This window comes from Aurantiacibacter gangjinensis, assembly GCF_001886695.1.
In the GTDB taxonomy this organism is placed as follows: domain Bacteria; phylum Pseudomonadota; class Alphaproteobacteria; order Sphingomonadales; family Sphingomonadaceae; genus Alteraurantiacibacter; species Alteraurantiacibacter gangjinensis.
In genome coordinates this window covers 1,318,122-1,332,526 of the sequence record NZ_CP018097.1, presented here as the reverse complement: position 1 = coordinate 1,332,526, position 14,405 = coordinate 1,318,122, and the positions used below count along the sequence as shown (strand labels likewise).

11 protein-coding genes are annotated in these 14,405 nt (G+C 61.9%); 6 read left to right on the top strand and 5 right to left on the bottom strand.

Features of this window, described 5'->3' with window-relative positions; translation table 11 throughout:
* Positions 1 to 3 precede the first annotated feature (3 nt).
* The 3 genes from BMF35_RS06445 to BMF35_RS06435 are packed head-to-tail and all read right to left on the bottom strand — an operon-like array spanning position 4 to position 2,552.
* Complete coding sequence (locus tag BMF35_RS06445; RefSeq protein ID WP_047007380.1) at positions 4 to 1,194, bottom strand: acyl-CoA dehydrogenase family protein; 1,191 nt, start codon at positions 1,192 to 1,194, stop codon at positions 4 to 6.
* 10 nt (positions 1,195 to 1,204) lie between these two features.
* Positions 1,205 to 1,714, bottom strand: coding sequence for a MaoC family dehydratase (locus tag BMF35_RS06440; protein ID WP_047007379.1), 510 nt, complete (start codon positions 1,712 to 1,714; stop codon positions 1,205 to 1,207).
* The gene (locus BMF35_RS06435; RefSeq protein ID WP_236781485.1) at positions 1,707 to 2,552 is read right to left on the bottom strand and encodes an HpcH/HpaI aldolase/citrate lyase family protein; all 846 of its coding nucleotides are present in this window, start codon (positions 2,550 to 2,552) and stop codon (positions 1,707 to 1,709) included. Before BMF35_RS06435 ends, BMF35_RS06440 begins: the two co-directional genes overlap by 8 nt.
* Before the next feature lie 98 nt (positions 2,553 to 2,650).
* Here BMF35_RS06435 and BMF35_RS06430 point away from each other — a divergent pair, with 98 nt between their 5' ends.
* Entirely contained in the window at positions 2,651 to 3,604 is a 954-nt protein-coding gene (locus BMF35_RS06430; RefSeq protein WP_047007377.1) for a DUF1838 family protein, read from the top strand.
* Between the two features lie 120 nt (positions 3,605 to 3,724).
* Here BMF35_RS06430 and BMF35_RS06425 read toward each other — a convergent pair whose 3' ends face one another.
* Both BMF35_RS06425 and BMF35_RS06420 read right to left on the bottom strand, forming a co-directional pair.
* Positions 3,725 to 6,205, bottom strand: coding sequence for a TonB-dependent receptor (locus BMF35_RS06425; RefSeq protein WP_047007376.1), 2,481 nt, complete (start codon positions 6,203 to 6,205; stop codon positions 3,725 to 3,727).
* Between the two features lie 116 nt (positions 6,206 to 6,321).
* The gene (locus BMF35_RS06420; RefSeq protein WP_047007375.1) at positions 6,322 to 6,987 is read right to left on the bottom strand and encodes a hypothetical protein; all 666 of its coding nucleotides are present in this window, start codon (positions 6,985 to 6,987) and stop codon (positions 6,322 to 6,324) included.
* A 109-nt stretch (positions 6,988 to 7,096) separates the two neighbouring features.
* Between BMF35_RS06420 and BMF35_RS06415 the strand changes: the two genes are divergently transcribed.
* The 5 genes from BMF35_RS06415 (at position 7,097) to BMF35_RS06395 (ending at position 14,405) form a co-directional block, all read left to right on the top strand.
* Complete coding sequence (locus BMF35_RS06415; protein ID WP_052766101.1) at positions 7,097 to 8,065, top strand: LysR family transcriptional regulator; 969 nt, start codon at positions 7,097 to 7,099, stop codon at positions 8,063 to 8,065.
* 147 nt (positions 8,066 to 8,212) lie between these two features.
* Positions 8,213 to 10,492 carry a TonB-dependent receptor gene (locus tag BMF35_RS06410; protein WP_052766100.1) on the top strand — a complete coding sequence of 760 codons (2,280 nt, stop codon included), beginning with the start codon at positions 8,213 to 8,215 and terminating at the stop codon, positions 10,490 to 10,492.
* A gap of 73 nt (positions 10,493 to 10,565) precedes the next feature.
* On the top strand, positions 10,566 to 11,558 hold the full coding sequence (locus BMF35_RS06405) for a VOC family protein (RefSeq protein WP_047007374.1): 993 nt from the start codon (positions 10,566 to 10,568) through the stop codon (positions 11,556 to 11,558).
* 4 nt (positions 11,559 to 11,562) lie between these two features.
* Entirely contained in the window at positions 11,563 to 12,852 is a 1,290-nt protein-coding gene (locus tag BMF35_RS06400; protein WP_047007373.1) for an MFS transporter, read from the top strand.
* On the top strand, positions 12,849 to 14,405 hold the full coding sequence (locus BMF35_RS06395) for an FAD-binding oxidoreductase (protein ID WP_047007372.1): 1,557 nt from the start codon (positions 12,849 to 12,851) through the stop codon (positions 14,403 to 14,405). The genes BMF35_RS06400 and BMF35_RS06395 overlap by 4 nt, the downstream gene beginning before the upstream one ends.

The window sequence follows — 14,405 nt, the reverse complement described above, 5'->3', positions numbered from 1 at the left end:
CGGTCAGATCGCGTTTTTCTTGAGATGCTGCTTGGCGATAATCATGCGCTGCACTTCATTCGTGCCCTCGCCGATGCACATAAGCAGGCTGTCGCGGTAATAGCGTTCGATGTCGTATTCCTTGGAATAGGAATAGCCGCCGTAGATACGCATGGCTTCCTGGCTGTTTTCGGTAGCGGCTTCTGACGCGAAATACTTCGCCATGCCGGCTTCCATGTCGCAGCGCTCGCCCTTGTCGTAGGCTTCGGCGGCATCCATCGTCAGCAGGCGGGCAGCGCGGGCGCGGGTGGCCATGTCGCCGATTTTCAGCTGGATCGCCTGGTGCTGGGCGATAGGCTTACCCATCGTCTCGCGCTCCTGCGCATATTGCGTGGCATGGCGCAGCGCGCCCTCTGCCAGACCGACCCCGCGCGCGGCGACATTGATGCGGCCCAGTTCCAGCCCGCCGGTTGCCTGGAAAAAGCCCTGCCCTTCCACGCCGCCGATCAGCTGGTCTGCGGGCACGCGATAATCTTCCATCACAAGCTCGGCGGAATCGATGGCCTTGTAGCCGAGCTTGTCGAACTTCTTGCCGACCGAGAGGCCGCTGCCTTCCCTTTTGTCGACGATGAACAGGCTCATCCCTTTGTAACGCGGATCGGCATCAGGATCGGTCTTTGCGATCAGCGCAAAACAGTCGCCGTTCACCGCGTTCGAAATCCACGTCTTCGTGCCGTTTATGATGTAGTCGTCGCCGTCGCGGCGCGCCGTGGTGCGGATGGCCTGCAGATCCGTGCCGGCATTGGGTTCGGTCAGAGCGAGACCGCCGCGCAGTTCGCCGGTCGCAAATTTTGGCAGCCATTTCGCCTTCTGCTCTTCGGTGCCGAACCGCTCGACCGCGGCGGCCATGATAAGGTGCGAGTTAAAGATGCCGGTGATCGCCATCCAGTGGCTGGAGATTTTCATCACGATCTTGGCATAGGTCGTCGCCGGCAGGCCCAGCCCGCCATAGTCCTGGCCGATCGTGGCCCCGAACAGGCCCATGTCGGCCATTTCGTGCACCAGCGCCTCGGGCCAGATATCGTTATGGTCGTGGTGCTTGATGACCGGGATGACCGACCGCTCCAGCCAGCGGTCGATGGCGTCCATGAACGCCTCTTCCTCTTGCGGGTCGATCGTGCGGGTGGGCGCGTCCATCAAGGGGGCGGTGGCCATATCGGTTTCCTTAATTGTCCAGATTGCCATGGCCGCGCTTCCAAACCAGCACGGTGCGCTTGTAATGCGCGCACACATCGCCGTTCTGGTTCTTCGCGGTGGTCTTGAACGTCACGATGCCCTGGTTGGGGCGGCTCTTGCTTTCGCGCTTTTCCAGCACTTCGCTTTCGCAATACAGCGTATCGCCCACGAAAAGCGGATGCGTCATGCGCACCTCGTCCCAGCCGAGATTGGCGATGGCCTTGCCGCTGGTGTCGGAAACACTCATGCCCGTCATCAGCGCGATGGTGAACGGGCTGACAACCAGCGGCTTGCCGAATTCGGTGTCCTTGGAAAGTTCGTAGTCGAAATGCGCGGGGTGCGTGTTCATCGTCAACAGCGTGAACCACACATTGTCGGCATCGGTGATGGTCCGTCCGGGGCGATGTTCGTAGACATGCCCTTCGACGAAATCCTCGAAATAGCGGCCCTGCACTTCGCGAAAGCGGCCGGGGGAAACTTCGATAACGCCGTCACGCATGGATCTGTCCTTGTGAGCGCGCGATGATCGCGCGGTAATGTTTGACGAGCGGCGCTTCCAGCATCCGCCCCTGATGGCGGATGGCGCGGCCCCCGGCCTGTTCGAAGGCGGCGAGCGCTTCTGCCGCTTCCACGATCTCTTCTTGCGTTGGCGAGAAGACCGCCTCGATGGCCTCGACCTGAGCGGGATGGATGGCCGCTTTGGCAGCGAAGCCCAGCGCGCGGGCGCGGCGGCATTCTTCTGCCAGACCGTCCACATCGTCGAGATGGATGAAGGGCACATCTATCGCGGGCACGCGCGCTTCGGCGCAGGCGAGGATGATCTGCTGGCGGGCAAGCAAAAGCGGCTCCCAAGACAGCGCGACGCCCAGTTCTCCGGCAAAATCGCCGCCGCCGAAGAACACGGCGTCGATTTTGTCCGCGCTGGCAATGGTGAGCGCATGGCGCAGGCCGCGCGGCGTCTCGATCAGCGGAATCAGGCGCGGGCAGCGTTCGCCCAGCGTATTGCGGATTTCCGTCAGCTCTTCGGCGCTTTCCACCATGGGGACAAGCATCGTAGCGGGCAGCGTACCGGTCGCGGACAGTTCGGCAAGGTCTGCCTGCCCCGCATCGGTGGCCACACCGTTCATGCGCAGCGCGAAGCCCTCACGGTCCCCGGCAATCGCTTCCAGCGCGGCGCGGCGCGCGGCATCTTTCTCGCCCGCAGGCACGGCATCTTCGCAATCGATCACGGTCAAACCCGCGCCCGCAGCGCGCGCTTTTGCGAAACGATCCGGCCTGCCGCCGGGCACAAAAAGAAGGCTGCTGGCGGCAAACACGTCCGTCGATTCTCTCCGCAAATTTCTTATCCTGTTTCAGCTTCACAATTTGTCCGGACAAATCTAAAGTCAAGACAGAATCGCAGAATTTGTCCGGACAAATTTGCACATCGGGAGGTATGATGATGGGAATTCGCAAGTCACTCGCCGCGCTCGCCGCAGCCACGGTCCTTTCGGGAATGGCGGCAGCGCCAGCCACCGCGCAAATGCTGGATCCCAACGATCCGGACGATTTCAACCGTATCAGCGCCCGCGTGCAGTGCGGAGCAGAACATGGCGACGAGGTTGTCTACCACTTCTCCGGCAACATCTATTCGCGCGTGCCGGGAGAGCGGGACCGTCTGCTGTTCCGTGGCGAAGGCATGAATGTGCGCGCCTGCCTGTTCTATGACGATCCCGTGCGCGGCCCCGGCTATCGCATCGTCAGCCGCGAGGTGCTGTTTTACATCGACCCGCAGACCGGCGAGATCGTGGATACGTGGGAAAATCCGTGGAGCGGCGAGACGGTGGACGTCATGCAGATCCACAACGATCCGGTGAATAACGGCCCAAGCTGGGCGCGTGACGAGGAAGGCAATCCCAGCCGCCGCTTCGGCGATTTCCGCGTGGAGGGCCCCTACGTCTTCATGCCGTTCGAAGTGCCGCTCTTCTATCGCAACCCGCTGGCTGGCGATTACCAGGACTATGTCGGCAACATGTATCACGCGATGGAGATTTTCGACTTCGCCGCCAATGCCGACGAGCTGTTCGATCCGGTGAACCATCCGGTGGCCTACCCGATGGTCAGCTGGGTGCGCATTTCGCAATTCATGCCTTGGATGGAAATGGGCGGACGGCCCGGCCTGATGGTGTTCAACTTCATGGGTCGCAAGCTGCCCGGCGGGTTCGAGGAATTGCCGCAGATAATGATCGACGAGATCCGCGAGAACTACCCCGAATACGAAACCGCGCCGCCGCTGGACGATACTCGTCCCAATGAAACGACGTGGACCAAGTTCAAGCTGCTGACCGACCGTGCCCGCGCCGAGGCTGCGGCGAATGGCGAAACGGGCGAAAGCCATTCCGGTCACTGATTTACCGAAGCGCCTCCGCTGCCGATAGCTCGGTAGTGGGGGGCGCTTCGCAGGTCTTGCGAAGAAAAAGGGCGGCAACCGAAGTTGCCGCCCTTTCTTGCGAACGCTCTGTTGGCGCTCTTAGAATCCTGCCGAGAGGATCACCCCGAAGCGGCGTCCCGGGCGTAGGCCCGCGACGAAGCTGCGGCGGAAATTGTTGTCGGCATCCGCATAGCGAAGGATCTGACCGACAGCGTCTTCATCGAAGGCATTATCGACGTAGAAATGCAGGCGATAGCGCCCGTTCTCCACCCCGGCGCGGAAATCCACGACGGTCGAATCTCCCGTTTCTGCAAGGTTGTGGACCTGCGCGAAGCTGCTGGATGTGTAGGTCACATTGCCGCCGGCAAACAGGTTCCAGTCGCTGGCGCCCAGCGGCATGGTGAAAGCGGCATCGGCGAAAATCCGATGCACCGGCGCGCGCGGAATGCGGCGCCCCTCGATGCTGCCGAACAGGCTCTGGCAGTCCGGCACATCGGGGAACTCGTCACCGATGGAGCAATCGACAAGGCCATTGTCGCGCACATCGTTGAGCACGCCTTCGTTCTCGTCGAAGCCGGAGGTGAACTCGCTGTCGGCGAGCGCATAGTTGGCCGTGAGCGTGATGTTGTCCCCTAGGCGCGCAATCGTTTCGACCTCCAGGCCGAGGATTTCGGCATCGCCCGCATTGACGATCGTGCTGACCTGATTCGGCGGAACGGAAATGTTCTGCGTCAGCTGGTAGCCTTCGATGTCGGTGTAGAACCCGGCAATGTTGAAGATCACATTGTCATTGAACAGCGCGTTCTTGCTGCCGATTTCCCAACTCGTGTTGTTTTCCTCGTCATATGTCGGGACGCCCGCGGCGATGGCCAACGCGCCATTGAAGCCGCCCGGCTTCTGCCCCTCAGCATAGATGCCATAAAGCAGGTGATCGGGCGTCACCGCCCAGTCGAGCGTCACGCGCGGCGTGAACGAGCGGTAGACCTGCTGCGCGACGATAGGGACAGGACGCGGATCGCCTTCATCGAAATCGTAGATTTCCTCTTCGATCGTCTCTTCGGAATAGCGACCCTCAAGGCCGATATTGAAAGTCGGCGTCACATGGATGGTGAGCGCCGCGAAGCTGGCGATGTTGCGGATGTCGAACAGGTTCTCGCTGCGGTCCTCCGGCGTGGAGGGGCCGAAGAACGGAACTACCGACCCGCAGATCGGATTGGCAGCGCAAATCGCCTGCTCGTTCGCGAAGGCTGCGCCGAAGCTGGCCCCTGCACGCGCCGCTGCATCTGCTGGCACTTCGCGGATCGAGAAGTTGTCATCGCTCTGGTCGAAATAATATCCGCCGAGGATGAAATCGAACAGGTCGCCCTGATATTCCAGCCGCAGCTCCTGCGAAAAATCGCTGACTTCACGGCGATTGGCGAAGCTGAAGTCGACCGTCGTTCCTACGAACGCAAATGGGAAAACCGGACGACCGCTGGAAAAATCAGGCGGACCGGCAGGAAAGCGCGCGAAAACAGCCGTCTGGAAGCTGTTCGGGCCGTAATCGCCATCGGTCAGCGTCGTTTGGGTGCGGTCGTTATAGCCCGACAGCGAGACCAGCGTGAGGTCCGGCGTCAGGTCGTATTCCATGCGCAGGCTGACATTGTACGTGTCCGCTTCGATGCCGACATCTTCGGGATTGGCGAACTGGCGTGTGTAATCGGTGTTGATCTCGCCCGGCTCGATCACGCCGCAGAAATAGCGGCCACCGCCGCCATACAGCGCGCCATCATCGAAGATGCAGTTGTTCTCCGTGGTCGGCTGCGAGAAGATCGCGGGCTGGCCATCATCGGTACGGTTGTAATAGCCGCGCAGCTGGGCGCGGAAATCGCCGCCATTGTCCCAGCGCAGGATGCTGGAAAGCGAATAGCTTTCCTGCTGGCCCACCGTCTCGCCATCGAACTGGTTCACGAACTCGCCGCCATTGGTGAAATAGCGGCCGTTGATGCCCAGCGAGAGGCCGTCCGACACCGGGCCGCGAAGGCCGGCGGTCAGCTCGTACCGGTCATTTTCGGAGATATCGGCGGTAACGCGGCCTTCCCAGAAATCGGTGGGCGCGCGCGAAATGATGTTGATCGCGCCGGAATAGGTGTTGCGACCATACAGCGCGCTTTGCGGGCCTTTGACCACTTCGATCCGTTCAATCGTATCGACATCGTAATCGGCAAGGCTGCCCGTGTAATAGATGCCGTCGATGAAATAGGCGACGCCTGAGTCGCCGAGGATGTTGGCCTGCCCGCGGATCACCGGGCGATTGCCGTCGCGGCCCAGGCTGTCATCGAAAATCAGGCCGGGCGTGGTGCGGGCGATATCCTGAAGATTGTCGAGGCCCAACGCCTCGATCGTCTCCGCAGTGGTAACGGCGACCGTGGTCGGCACTTCCTGCACCGTCTCCTCACGCTTACGCGCGGTCACGATGATCTGGTTGCCGGTGCGATCGTCGTCCGCGCTCTCTTCGGTGACGCCGGTTTCCTGCGCAAACGCCGTGGTAGAGCTCATCACCGTGGCGGCAAGCAGAGCGGTTTTCAGGTATGTTTTCATGTCATCCTCCCATTTCCCCGAAGGGCCCACACGCCAATTGATATTTGTCCGGACAAATTGGTCAAGTCCGAAATACGTTCGGCGGTGGATATCGGGCCGGAAGCTGCCAGCGCGTGTCAGAAAGGCTTCACATTGCCGAGAAATGCGGTGACCAGCAGCAGTAGGTAAACCGTCCACACCCAGATGCGCGTGCGGTTCATCGTGCGCAGCAACGGCAGTTCGGTCTCGTCGCTCGACCCCTGTTCCAGCACGGCGGTCAACTGCTTGCCGACCGGCTTGAACGTCACATCGATCATGATCGCGGCGACGAAGATGAAACCGAACAGCAGCGCTTTCCACGCCAGCCAGTCCATCGCCAGCGGTGCGCCGGTTAGCAGGCTTTGTCCGCCCAGCCAGAGATAGAACCCGCCCACGATCCAGCGCAGCCAGCCTTCGATGCTGCGATTGCGCGCGGCGCGCGGCGTCATGTCGTGATTATGCGCATCCCACACCAGCCACAGCCAGAACAGGCCGACCACCCAGGCGCCGATATGCAGCCAGCCCGGCACATCCCAATACATGCCCGCATCCACCACGCTGAGCGAGAGCGGCACCATCAGCGCCCATGCGCTGCGTGGCACCATGTCGACCAGCACCAGCAGCTTCAGCAGCGCGATGCGCTGGTCGAGCGTGTACTGGTTGCGCTTGCGAAAATGCTGCCCCAGCAGGAACACGCCGACATCCGCGCCCAGCCACAGCACGAACAGCAGCAAATGCGCATAGACGAGGATCTGATAAGTCACGCGGCAGGCACTCCCCACAATTTGTCCGGACAAATCACAGGTCCGTTGCGTCCGGACAAACAACATGATTGTCCTTCACTACAACTCGTGTTTGTGACAGGAACGGCACATGGCCAAGCCGGACCTCCGCACCGCCGTCAGCCGCGCGACGCTCGATCCGCAGAAGCTGGCGCATTTTATTGCCGTCTACGACCACGGCACGTTTTCGGGCGCGGCAAGCGCCAATGGTGTGAGCCAGCAGGCCGTCTCCAAGAGTATCGCACGGCTGGAGGAAGAACTGGGCGTGCCCTTGTTCGAACGGAGCAGTTTCGGTGCAACGCCCACGCGCTTCGGCGAAGTGCTGGCACGCCGTGCGCATGCCATCGTCGCCGAAAGCCGCATGGCTGCTGCCGAGCTCGAAGCGATGCGCGGGGCCGGGCGCGGCTATTTGCGCGTCGGCCTAGGCTGGTCGCTACTTGTTCGGATCGGACCGGAAGCGGTGCGCCGCTTCAAAGAGCGCCATCCGCAGGTCACAGTATCCATCGCCAGCGGCCAATCGGGCGAGCTTTATCGCCAGCTGGCAGCCGGCGATCTGGAACTCGTCATCAGCGCGCCGCCCACTGCCCTTCCCGCCGATAGCGTGATCGAGCGCACTCCGCTTTTCATAGAGCGCGATGTGCTGACCGTGCGCAGGGATCATCCGATCACACGCAAGGCATCGCTCGATCTGGAAGATCTCACCGATTACAGTTGGTGCATCTCGATGCAGCTGATCGAGCAATGGGAGCGCGTATGCCAGACCTTCCTGTCGCGCGGTATCGCGCCGCCCACCAATATCATCGACCTGAATTCGATCCTGCTGGTCAAGTCGCTTATCGCCTCCAGTAACGGGATCGGATTGCTGTCGCCCGAGCTGTTCTCGCAAGAGAACGAGACCGGGCTTTTCACACTGATCGAGGATACCCCCTTCACGTCGGAGCGCGTTGCCTATCTGGCCGTGCGCAAGGAAACCGAGCAGCAGAGCTTTGCCCGTTATTTCCGCGAATTGGTGCATCAGGTGTGGCGCGAACTGGTGCCCGAAGAACAGCATGTCGCCTGACAGGGGTGTGGCAGTGACGTCACCACAACCATAAATTGTGCCTAGGGCCGCGCGAGTTGTTGGCGCAATTTTCGCGTCCGCCATAGTTGTCCGGACAAATATTGTTGCACCAGAACCTTAGAACGCGACAACTTAGGGAGTGAGCGTATGTTGAAGGTCCGCCTGCTGACGAGCACAGCAAAGCCGATGATGCTGGCCATTGCCGGAACCGCACTGATGGCGGGTGTGCCTGCCCTCGCGCAGGACACCGTCGGCCAGCCCGAGCAGACCGAAGAGGACGACGAGCTCGTCGATAACGCGATCATCGTGACCGCACAGCGCCGCGAGCAGGACTTGCAGGATGTGCCCGCCGCCGTGACCGCCCTTGGCGGCGACGCGCTGCAGGATTTGCAGATTGCCGATGCCAACGACCTGCAGAACCAGATCCCCAGCGCAGTGATCTCCACCGGCACGGGCACCGCCAACTCGGCCCGCATCTTCTTCCGCGGTATCGGCGAGGACGAATCGCGCGGCGGGATCGACCCGGCCGTCGGCATCTATATCGATAATGTCTATCTCGGCCGCACCGTCGGCTCGCTGGTGGACCTGCTGGACATCGACCAGGTCGAAGTGCTGCGCGGCCCGCAGGGCACGCTCTATGGTCGCAACACCACTGGCGGCGCGATCAAGGTCAGCTCGGTGCGCCCGCAGCTCGACGAGAACACCTTCGAGGCGGAACTTGGCTACGGCAATTACGACCGCTTCCAGGGCCGCGTGATCGGCAATGTCGCCATCGGTGACAGCACGGCATTGCGCTTTGCCGCTTTGCGCCGTGAACGCGACGGCTATTTCACGCTCAACCCCAATGGCGACTTCGCCAATCTTGCCGGCACCACGGTGGGTGACGAGGAAGTGACCTCGCTGCGCGCCAGCCTTTATAGCGAGCTGACCGAAAACTTCAGCTTCCTTGCCATCGTCGACTATACCGATGACAATTCCGATCCCGTGCCCAGCTCGATCCTAGACGAGACGGATTTCGCAGGCATTGTGACCGACCGCGATGGCGACATCTTCACAGTGGAGCCGGCTCCCGGCGTGACCTGTTCGCAATTCACGCCAGCCGGTTTCCAGCCCGTAGGCTGCTTCACGGATTTCCGCAGCGATGTGGAAGCTTTCGGCGTGTCTTTCCAAGCCATGCTGGAATATGACAATTTCTCGATCACCTCGATCACCGCCTACCGCACGCTGGAGGACGAGCTGTCGACGCACATCTCCTTCCCCTTCTTCCAGCAGACGGACCAGGACCAGTTCAGCCAGGAATTGCTGATCAACGCCGAAATCGGCGACATCTTCAACCTGACGACGGGTGCTTATTACTACACCGAAGACGCCTTTATCGCCTTCGATTTCATCTTCCCCTTCGATATCGACGTGCAGACGGAAAGCTTCGCGCTCTTCGGGCAGGGAACGGTGGAACTCGGCGCGCTCAACCTGACGGGCGGCCTGCGCTGGACGACGGAAGACCGCACCGTGCTGAGCAATGCGGGCGGCCCGCTGGCAGGCTTCGGCACAGGGATCGAGAACGATTTCGATACCGATAACATCACCTGGACGGCCAAGGTCGACTATTCGCTGACCGACGACCTGTTGCTTTATGCTTCCTATTCCACCGGCTTCAAGACGCCGGGCGGATCGCCGGACTGCTTCAGCCCGCTGGCCTGTTTCGCGCCGGTGGATGAAGAAAGCCTCGACAGCATTGAGGGCGGCGTGCGCGCGCAGTTCTTCGACGGGCGCGGTACGTTCAACGCCACCTATTTCTACAACGATTACTCCGGCCTGCAGATTGGCGGCACCCTGCCCAATGGCGCTTTCACCCGTATCAATGCGGGCGAGGCCGAAATCCAGGGCGTGGAAATCGAGGCGAGCATTCGCCCCGTTTCCGGCCTGACCATCTACGGCAATGCCAGCTGGATCGACGGCGAATATACCGAGGTCAATTTCAACCAGGCCGGCCTTTTGACCAACTCCACCGCCACCGCTGCAGGGCCGACCTGCGGCGGGGCAACGCCGGGCTCCGCCAATTACGAACAGCAGATCGTGGATTGCGCGCTCGATCTGTCGCTCAAAAACGCGCCCGAATGGAAGGGCCTGATCGGCTTCAATTACGACATTTTCACCGGCCCCGGCGATGTCTTTTTCGGCGCGGATTTTGCCTGGGAAGACGAGAGCTTCGCCCTCGTCTCCAATACGCCGGGCTCGCTGGTCGATCCGGGGCTGCGCATCGATGCACGCATCGGTTTCGAAACGGCGAATGAGCGCTGGCGCTTCACCCTTTGGGGCAAGAACCTGACCGACCGCGATTACTGGCGCGCAACCACCAGCGTAAACCAGGTCTATGCCGCACCGCCGCTGACCTTCGGCGTCGATGTGGGCTTCCGCTTCAACTGAGATCGTGAATAGATCCTCCATCTCCGGCCGGTCCCTGTCATGCGCAGGGGCCGGCTTCCTTTTGGCCGCCTTCATGTCTGCGCCTGCCGCGGCACAGGATGCGGCGGATTACGGGGTGGAGCCTTGGACCGATGCTGTCGTCTCGGTGGCCGAGTTCGAACCTGCCACCGTGCTGTTCCGCGAGGCGGGGAATTGGCGGCTGGTGGTATCGGGCGAGGTCGACCGCACAGAGCTGGATTATTGGGAACTGGGCTCTGAAGCATCCGCCCGCTTCGAGCGCTGGTGTGCCCCGCAAGCCGATATTGGGTGCATCCGTTTCGTGCGCTTTTCCGGCGTCGATCAGGAACCCATCCGGCCTGCCGCACGGGCGTGGGACACGGGCGGCATCTATTCCATGATGGTCCGCAGCGACGATGTGCCCTCGCTTTACGAAGCGGCGCTCGATCTCGGCTGGTGGGCGGAAAGCCCGCCGATCCGCTTCCAATTCGGCGCATCCGACCTGCGCAACGTGGTGCTGCAAGGCCCGCATGGCCTCAACATTGCTGTCTATGAGCGGATCACGCCCGAGTTCACCGGCTTTCCGCTGGGCGCAATCAGCCAAGGCTTCAATTCCATGCGCATGGTCCGCGACCGGGAAGCATCGCGCGCTTTCTACGCAGACAGCCTCGGCTTCGGCGTGCTGTTCGACGCGACCAGCGAACCGGACGAGCCCGCCTTTTCCAATTTCGGCATTCCGCTCAACCTGACGCCGGATGTCATTCGCGCCGCCACCGCATTGCACCCCCAGCCCGGCGAGACGGGCCGAGTAGAGGTGATGCAGATTACAGGTTTCACCGGCCATAATCACTCCGAACGCGCCAGCCAGCCCAATCTCGGCCATCTCTCCGTGCGATACCCCGTGCGCGACCTCGCCGGCTACCGCGCCATGCTGGAGGCGAATGGGATTGCCATTGCCTATGAAGGCACAGACGTGACAATCTCCGGCCTCGGCACGGTCGACATCATGGCCGTGCGCGATCCCGACGGCAGCCTGACAGAATTCTTCTCACACCCGGAAAGCGAATAAGACCATGGCGACAGCTCCAAAGCAGCGCAGCGAATTCGGCCTCGGCTGGAAAGTGCTGCTCGTATCCGTGCTGGGCGTGGCCTTCGGCGCATCGCCCATCCCCTTCAACGTGGTCGGCTTCACTGTCGAGCCGCTGATGGAGGAGTTCGGCTGGTCGCGCACGCAGATCTTCTTGCCCATCACGATTTTCGGCATCATCGCATCGCTGCTGGCCCCCGCCTTCGGCTGGATGGCGGACCGTTACGGCGTGCGCAAAGTGGCACTGGCATCGCTGGCCGCCTTCGGTGTAGCCTTCGCTGCTGTGGCGCTGACGCCGACAGAACGCAGCGCCACGACTCTCTACATTTACTACGGCCTTTGGGTGGTGATCGGCCTGGTCGGCATCGGCTCCACACCCGTCACCTGGAGCCGCGCGATCAATATGTGGTTCTTCAAGAACAAGGGGCTCGCGCTGGGCATCCTGCTGATGGGCACCAGCATCGCCGCCATGGTCATCCCGCAGATCGCATCGTGGGCCATCGGGAATTACGGTTGGCGCGGCATGTTCCTGATTATCGCAGGCCTGCCTTTGCTCGTCGCCCTGCCCCTGGGCATCATCTTTTTCCGCGAGCCGTTGCCAGAGGAGCGGCCTGACGCGGTGGGCGGCAAGGCCGGTACGGTCACAGGCGTCGACCTGAAAACCGCACTGCGCGACTATCGCTTCTGGCTGATCTGGTTCTCCATCCTCACCATTGCCTTTGCTTTTGGCGGCGCATTCATCAACATGGTGCCGATCCTGGCGGACCATTCCTTCGATACCGCAGCTGCGGCCAATGTGATGACGATCCTGGGCATCGGCATCCTGTCGGGGCGGATCATCACCGGCATGCTGCTCGACAGGTTCTGGGCAGGCTATGTCGCTTTCCCGCTGCTATGCCTGCCCGCCATTTCTAGCTACCTGCTTCTCGGCACCGATACCGCCTTCCTGCCGCTGGCCATCGGTGGTTTCCTGCTGGGCTTTGCCGCGGGTGCGGAAAGCGATCTTATCGCCTATCTCGCCAGCCGCTATTTCGGGATGCTGCATTACGGCAAGATCTACGGCATGCTGTACATGCCCTTCGGCCTTGCCAGCGCATTTTCGCCCATCGTCTATGCCTGGGTCCGCGACACTTACGGCACGTACGACCCCATGCTGACGGTGGCCATTTTCATGTATGTGGCAGGCGGCGCGATGCTGCTATTCCTCGGGCGCTATCCGGACAATTTCCCCGCGCCGGGAGCGGAACCGACACGAGCCGTAACAGGAGCGGCATGATGGCGACGCTAGCCCACCAATCCATTGCAGAAGCGCTGGCGGCCACCGGCGCCGAAGTGCTGAGCGATGCGGACAGTCTCGACTTCTACGCGCACGATATCTTCTCGCGCGGGGCGGACCTTGCCGCGGTCGTGCGCCCGCATACAAAGCAGCAACTGGCCGACGCGGTGGGCGCTGCCACCCGCGCGGGCCACGCTGTCGCTCCGCGCGGCGGGGGCATGAGCTATACCGGCGGCTACACACAGACCGAACCGGGTACCGTGCTGGTCGATACAGGCGCGCTCGACCGGATCGTCGAGGTGAATGAGGAAGACACGTACGTCACCGTGGAGGCGGGATGCACATGGGCGAAACTCTACGAACACTTGCAACCGCTGGGCCTGCGCACGCCGATGTGGGGCACGCTTTCCGGCCTGAAAGCCGTGATCGGCGGCGGCATGAGCCAGAATGCGATTTTCTGGGGCACAGGCCGCCACGGCACTGCCGTAGAGAGCTGCCTCGCGCTGGAAGTGGTGCTGGCGGACGGCACGCTGATGGATGTCGGCGCGCCTTTCGCCCGCCCCTACGGCCCCGATATGGTCGGCCTCTTCCTCGCCGATACCGGCGCGCTGGGCATCAAGGCGGAAATAACGCTGAAACTGGTGCGCGAGGCCGAAGCGAATGCTTATGCCAGCTTTGCCTTCGACAGCCGCGACCAGCTGCTCGCCACCGCCTCCCAGATCGAGCGGATGGGACTGGCGAGCGAAGTCTTCGGCTTCGATCCGCACCTCAATGCCATCCGCATGAAGCGCGATAGCCTGGCCAGCGATGCGAAGCAGCTTGTCGGCATGATGCGCAAGCAGGGCGGAATCCTGAAAGGCCTGAAGGAAGGCGCGCGTGTGGCGCTTGCGGGGCGCGACTTCCTGAAGGATGCGAATTATTCGCTGCATGTGCTGGCGGAAGGGCGCAGCCAGAATGCGGCGGATACCGATATCAAGGCTGCACGGCAGATCGCGCTGGCCGAAGGCGGGCGGGAGGTCGAAAACACCATCCCCAAGATCATACGCGCCAACCCGTTTGGACCGCTCAACTCCATCCTCGGCCCCGGTGGCGAGCGCTGGGGGCCTATCCACGGCCTTCTGCCGCACAGCAAGGCTGCGACCTTCTGCAACGCGCTGGACGAGCTTTTTGCTGACGAGGCCGAGCGCATGAACACGCATGGCATCCATTACGGCATCCTTTTCGCCGCAGTCGGCGGCGCGGGCATGGTCGTGGAGCCGTGCCTTTACTGGCCCGATGCCGCCAATCCGCTGATCGAGCAGACGATGGAGGCAGGTCACCGTGCGCGGGTGCCGGTGCTCGATAGCAACGCGCCAGCGTGGAAAGCCGTGCAGGCTATCAAGCTGCGCATCGTGAACCTGTTCTACGAGCATGGCGCCAGCCATTTCCAGATCGGGCGCACCTATCGCTATCGCGACAGCCTGGACCCGCGCGCCGACGCGCTGTTGCTGGCGATCAAGCGCGAGCTCGATCCCGATGGACGGATGAATCCCGGCTCGTTAGGCCTTGACTAA

Coding starts and splice junctions, on each gene's coding strand:
- BMF35_RS06445 (WP_047007380.1), bottom strand. CDS start 1,194: ATGGCCACCGCCCCCTTGATGGACGCGCCCACCCGCACGATCGACCCG.
- BMF35_RS06440 (WP_047007379.1), bottom strand. CDS start 1,714: ATGCGTGACGGCGTTATCGAAGTTTCCCCCGGCCGCTTTCGCGAAGTG.
- BMF35_RS06430 (WP_047007377.1), top strand. CDS start 2,651: ATGATGATGGGAATTCGCAAGTCACTCGCCGCGCTCGCCGCAGCCACG.
- BMF35_RS06425 (WP_047007376.1), bottom strand. CDS start 6,205: ATGAAAACATACCTGAAAACCGCTCTGCTTGCCGCCACGGTGATGAGC.
- BMF35_RS06415 (WP_052766101.1), top strand. CDS start 7,097: ATGGCCAAGCCGGACCTCCGCACCGCCGTCAGCCGCGCGACGCTCGAT.
- BMF35_RS06410 (WP_052766100.1), top strand. CDS start 8,213: ATGTTGAAGGTCCGCCTGCTGACGAGCACAGCAAAGCCGATGATGCTG.
- BMF35_RS06405 (WP_047007374.1), top strand. CDS start 10,566: ATGTCTGCGCCTGCCGCGGCACAGGATGCGGCGGATTACGGGGTGGAG.
- BMF35_RS06400 (WP_047007373.1), top strand. CDS start 11,563: ATGGCGACAGCTCCAAAGCAGCGCAGCGAATTCGGCCTCGGCTGGAAA.
- BMF35_RS06395 (WP_047007372.1), top strand. CDS start 12,849: ATGATGGCGACGCTAGCCCACCAATCCATTGCAGAAGCGCTGGCGGCC.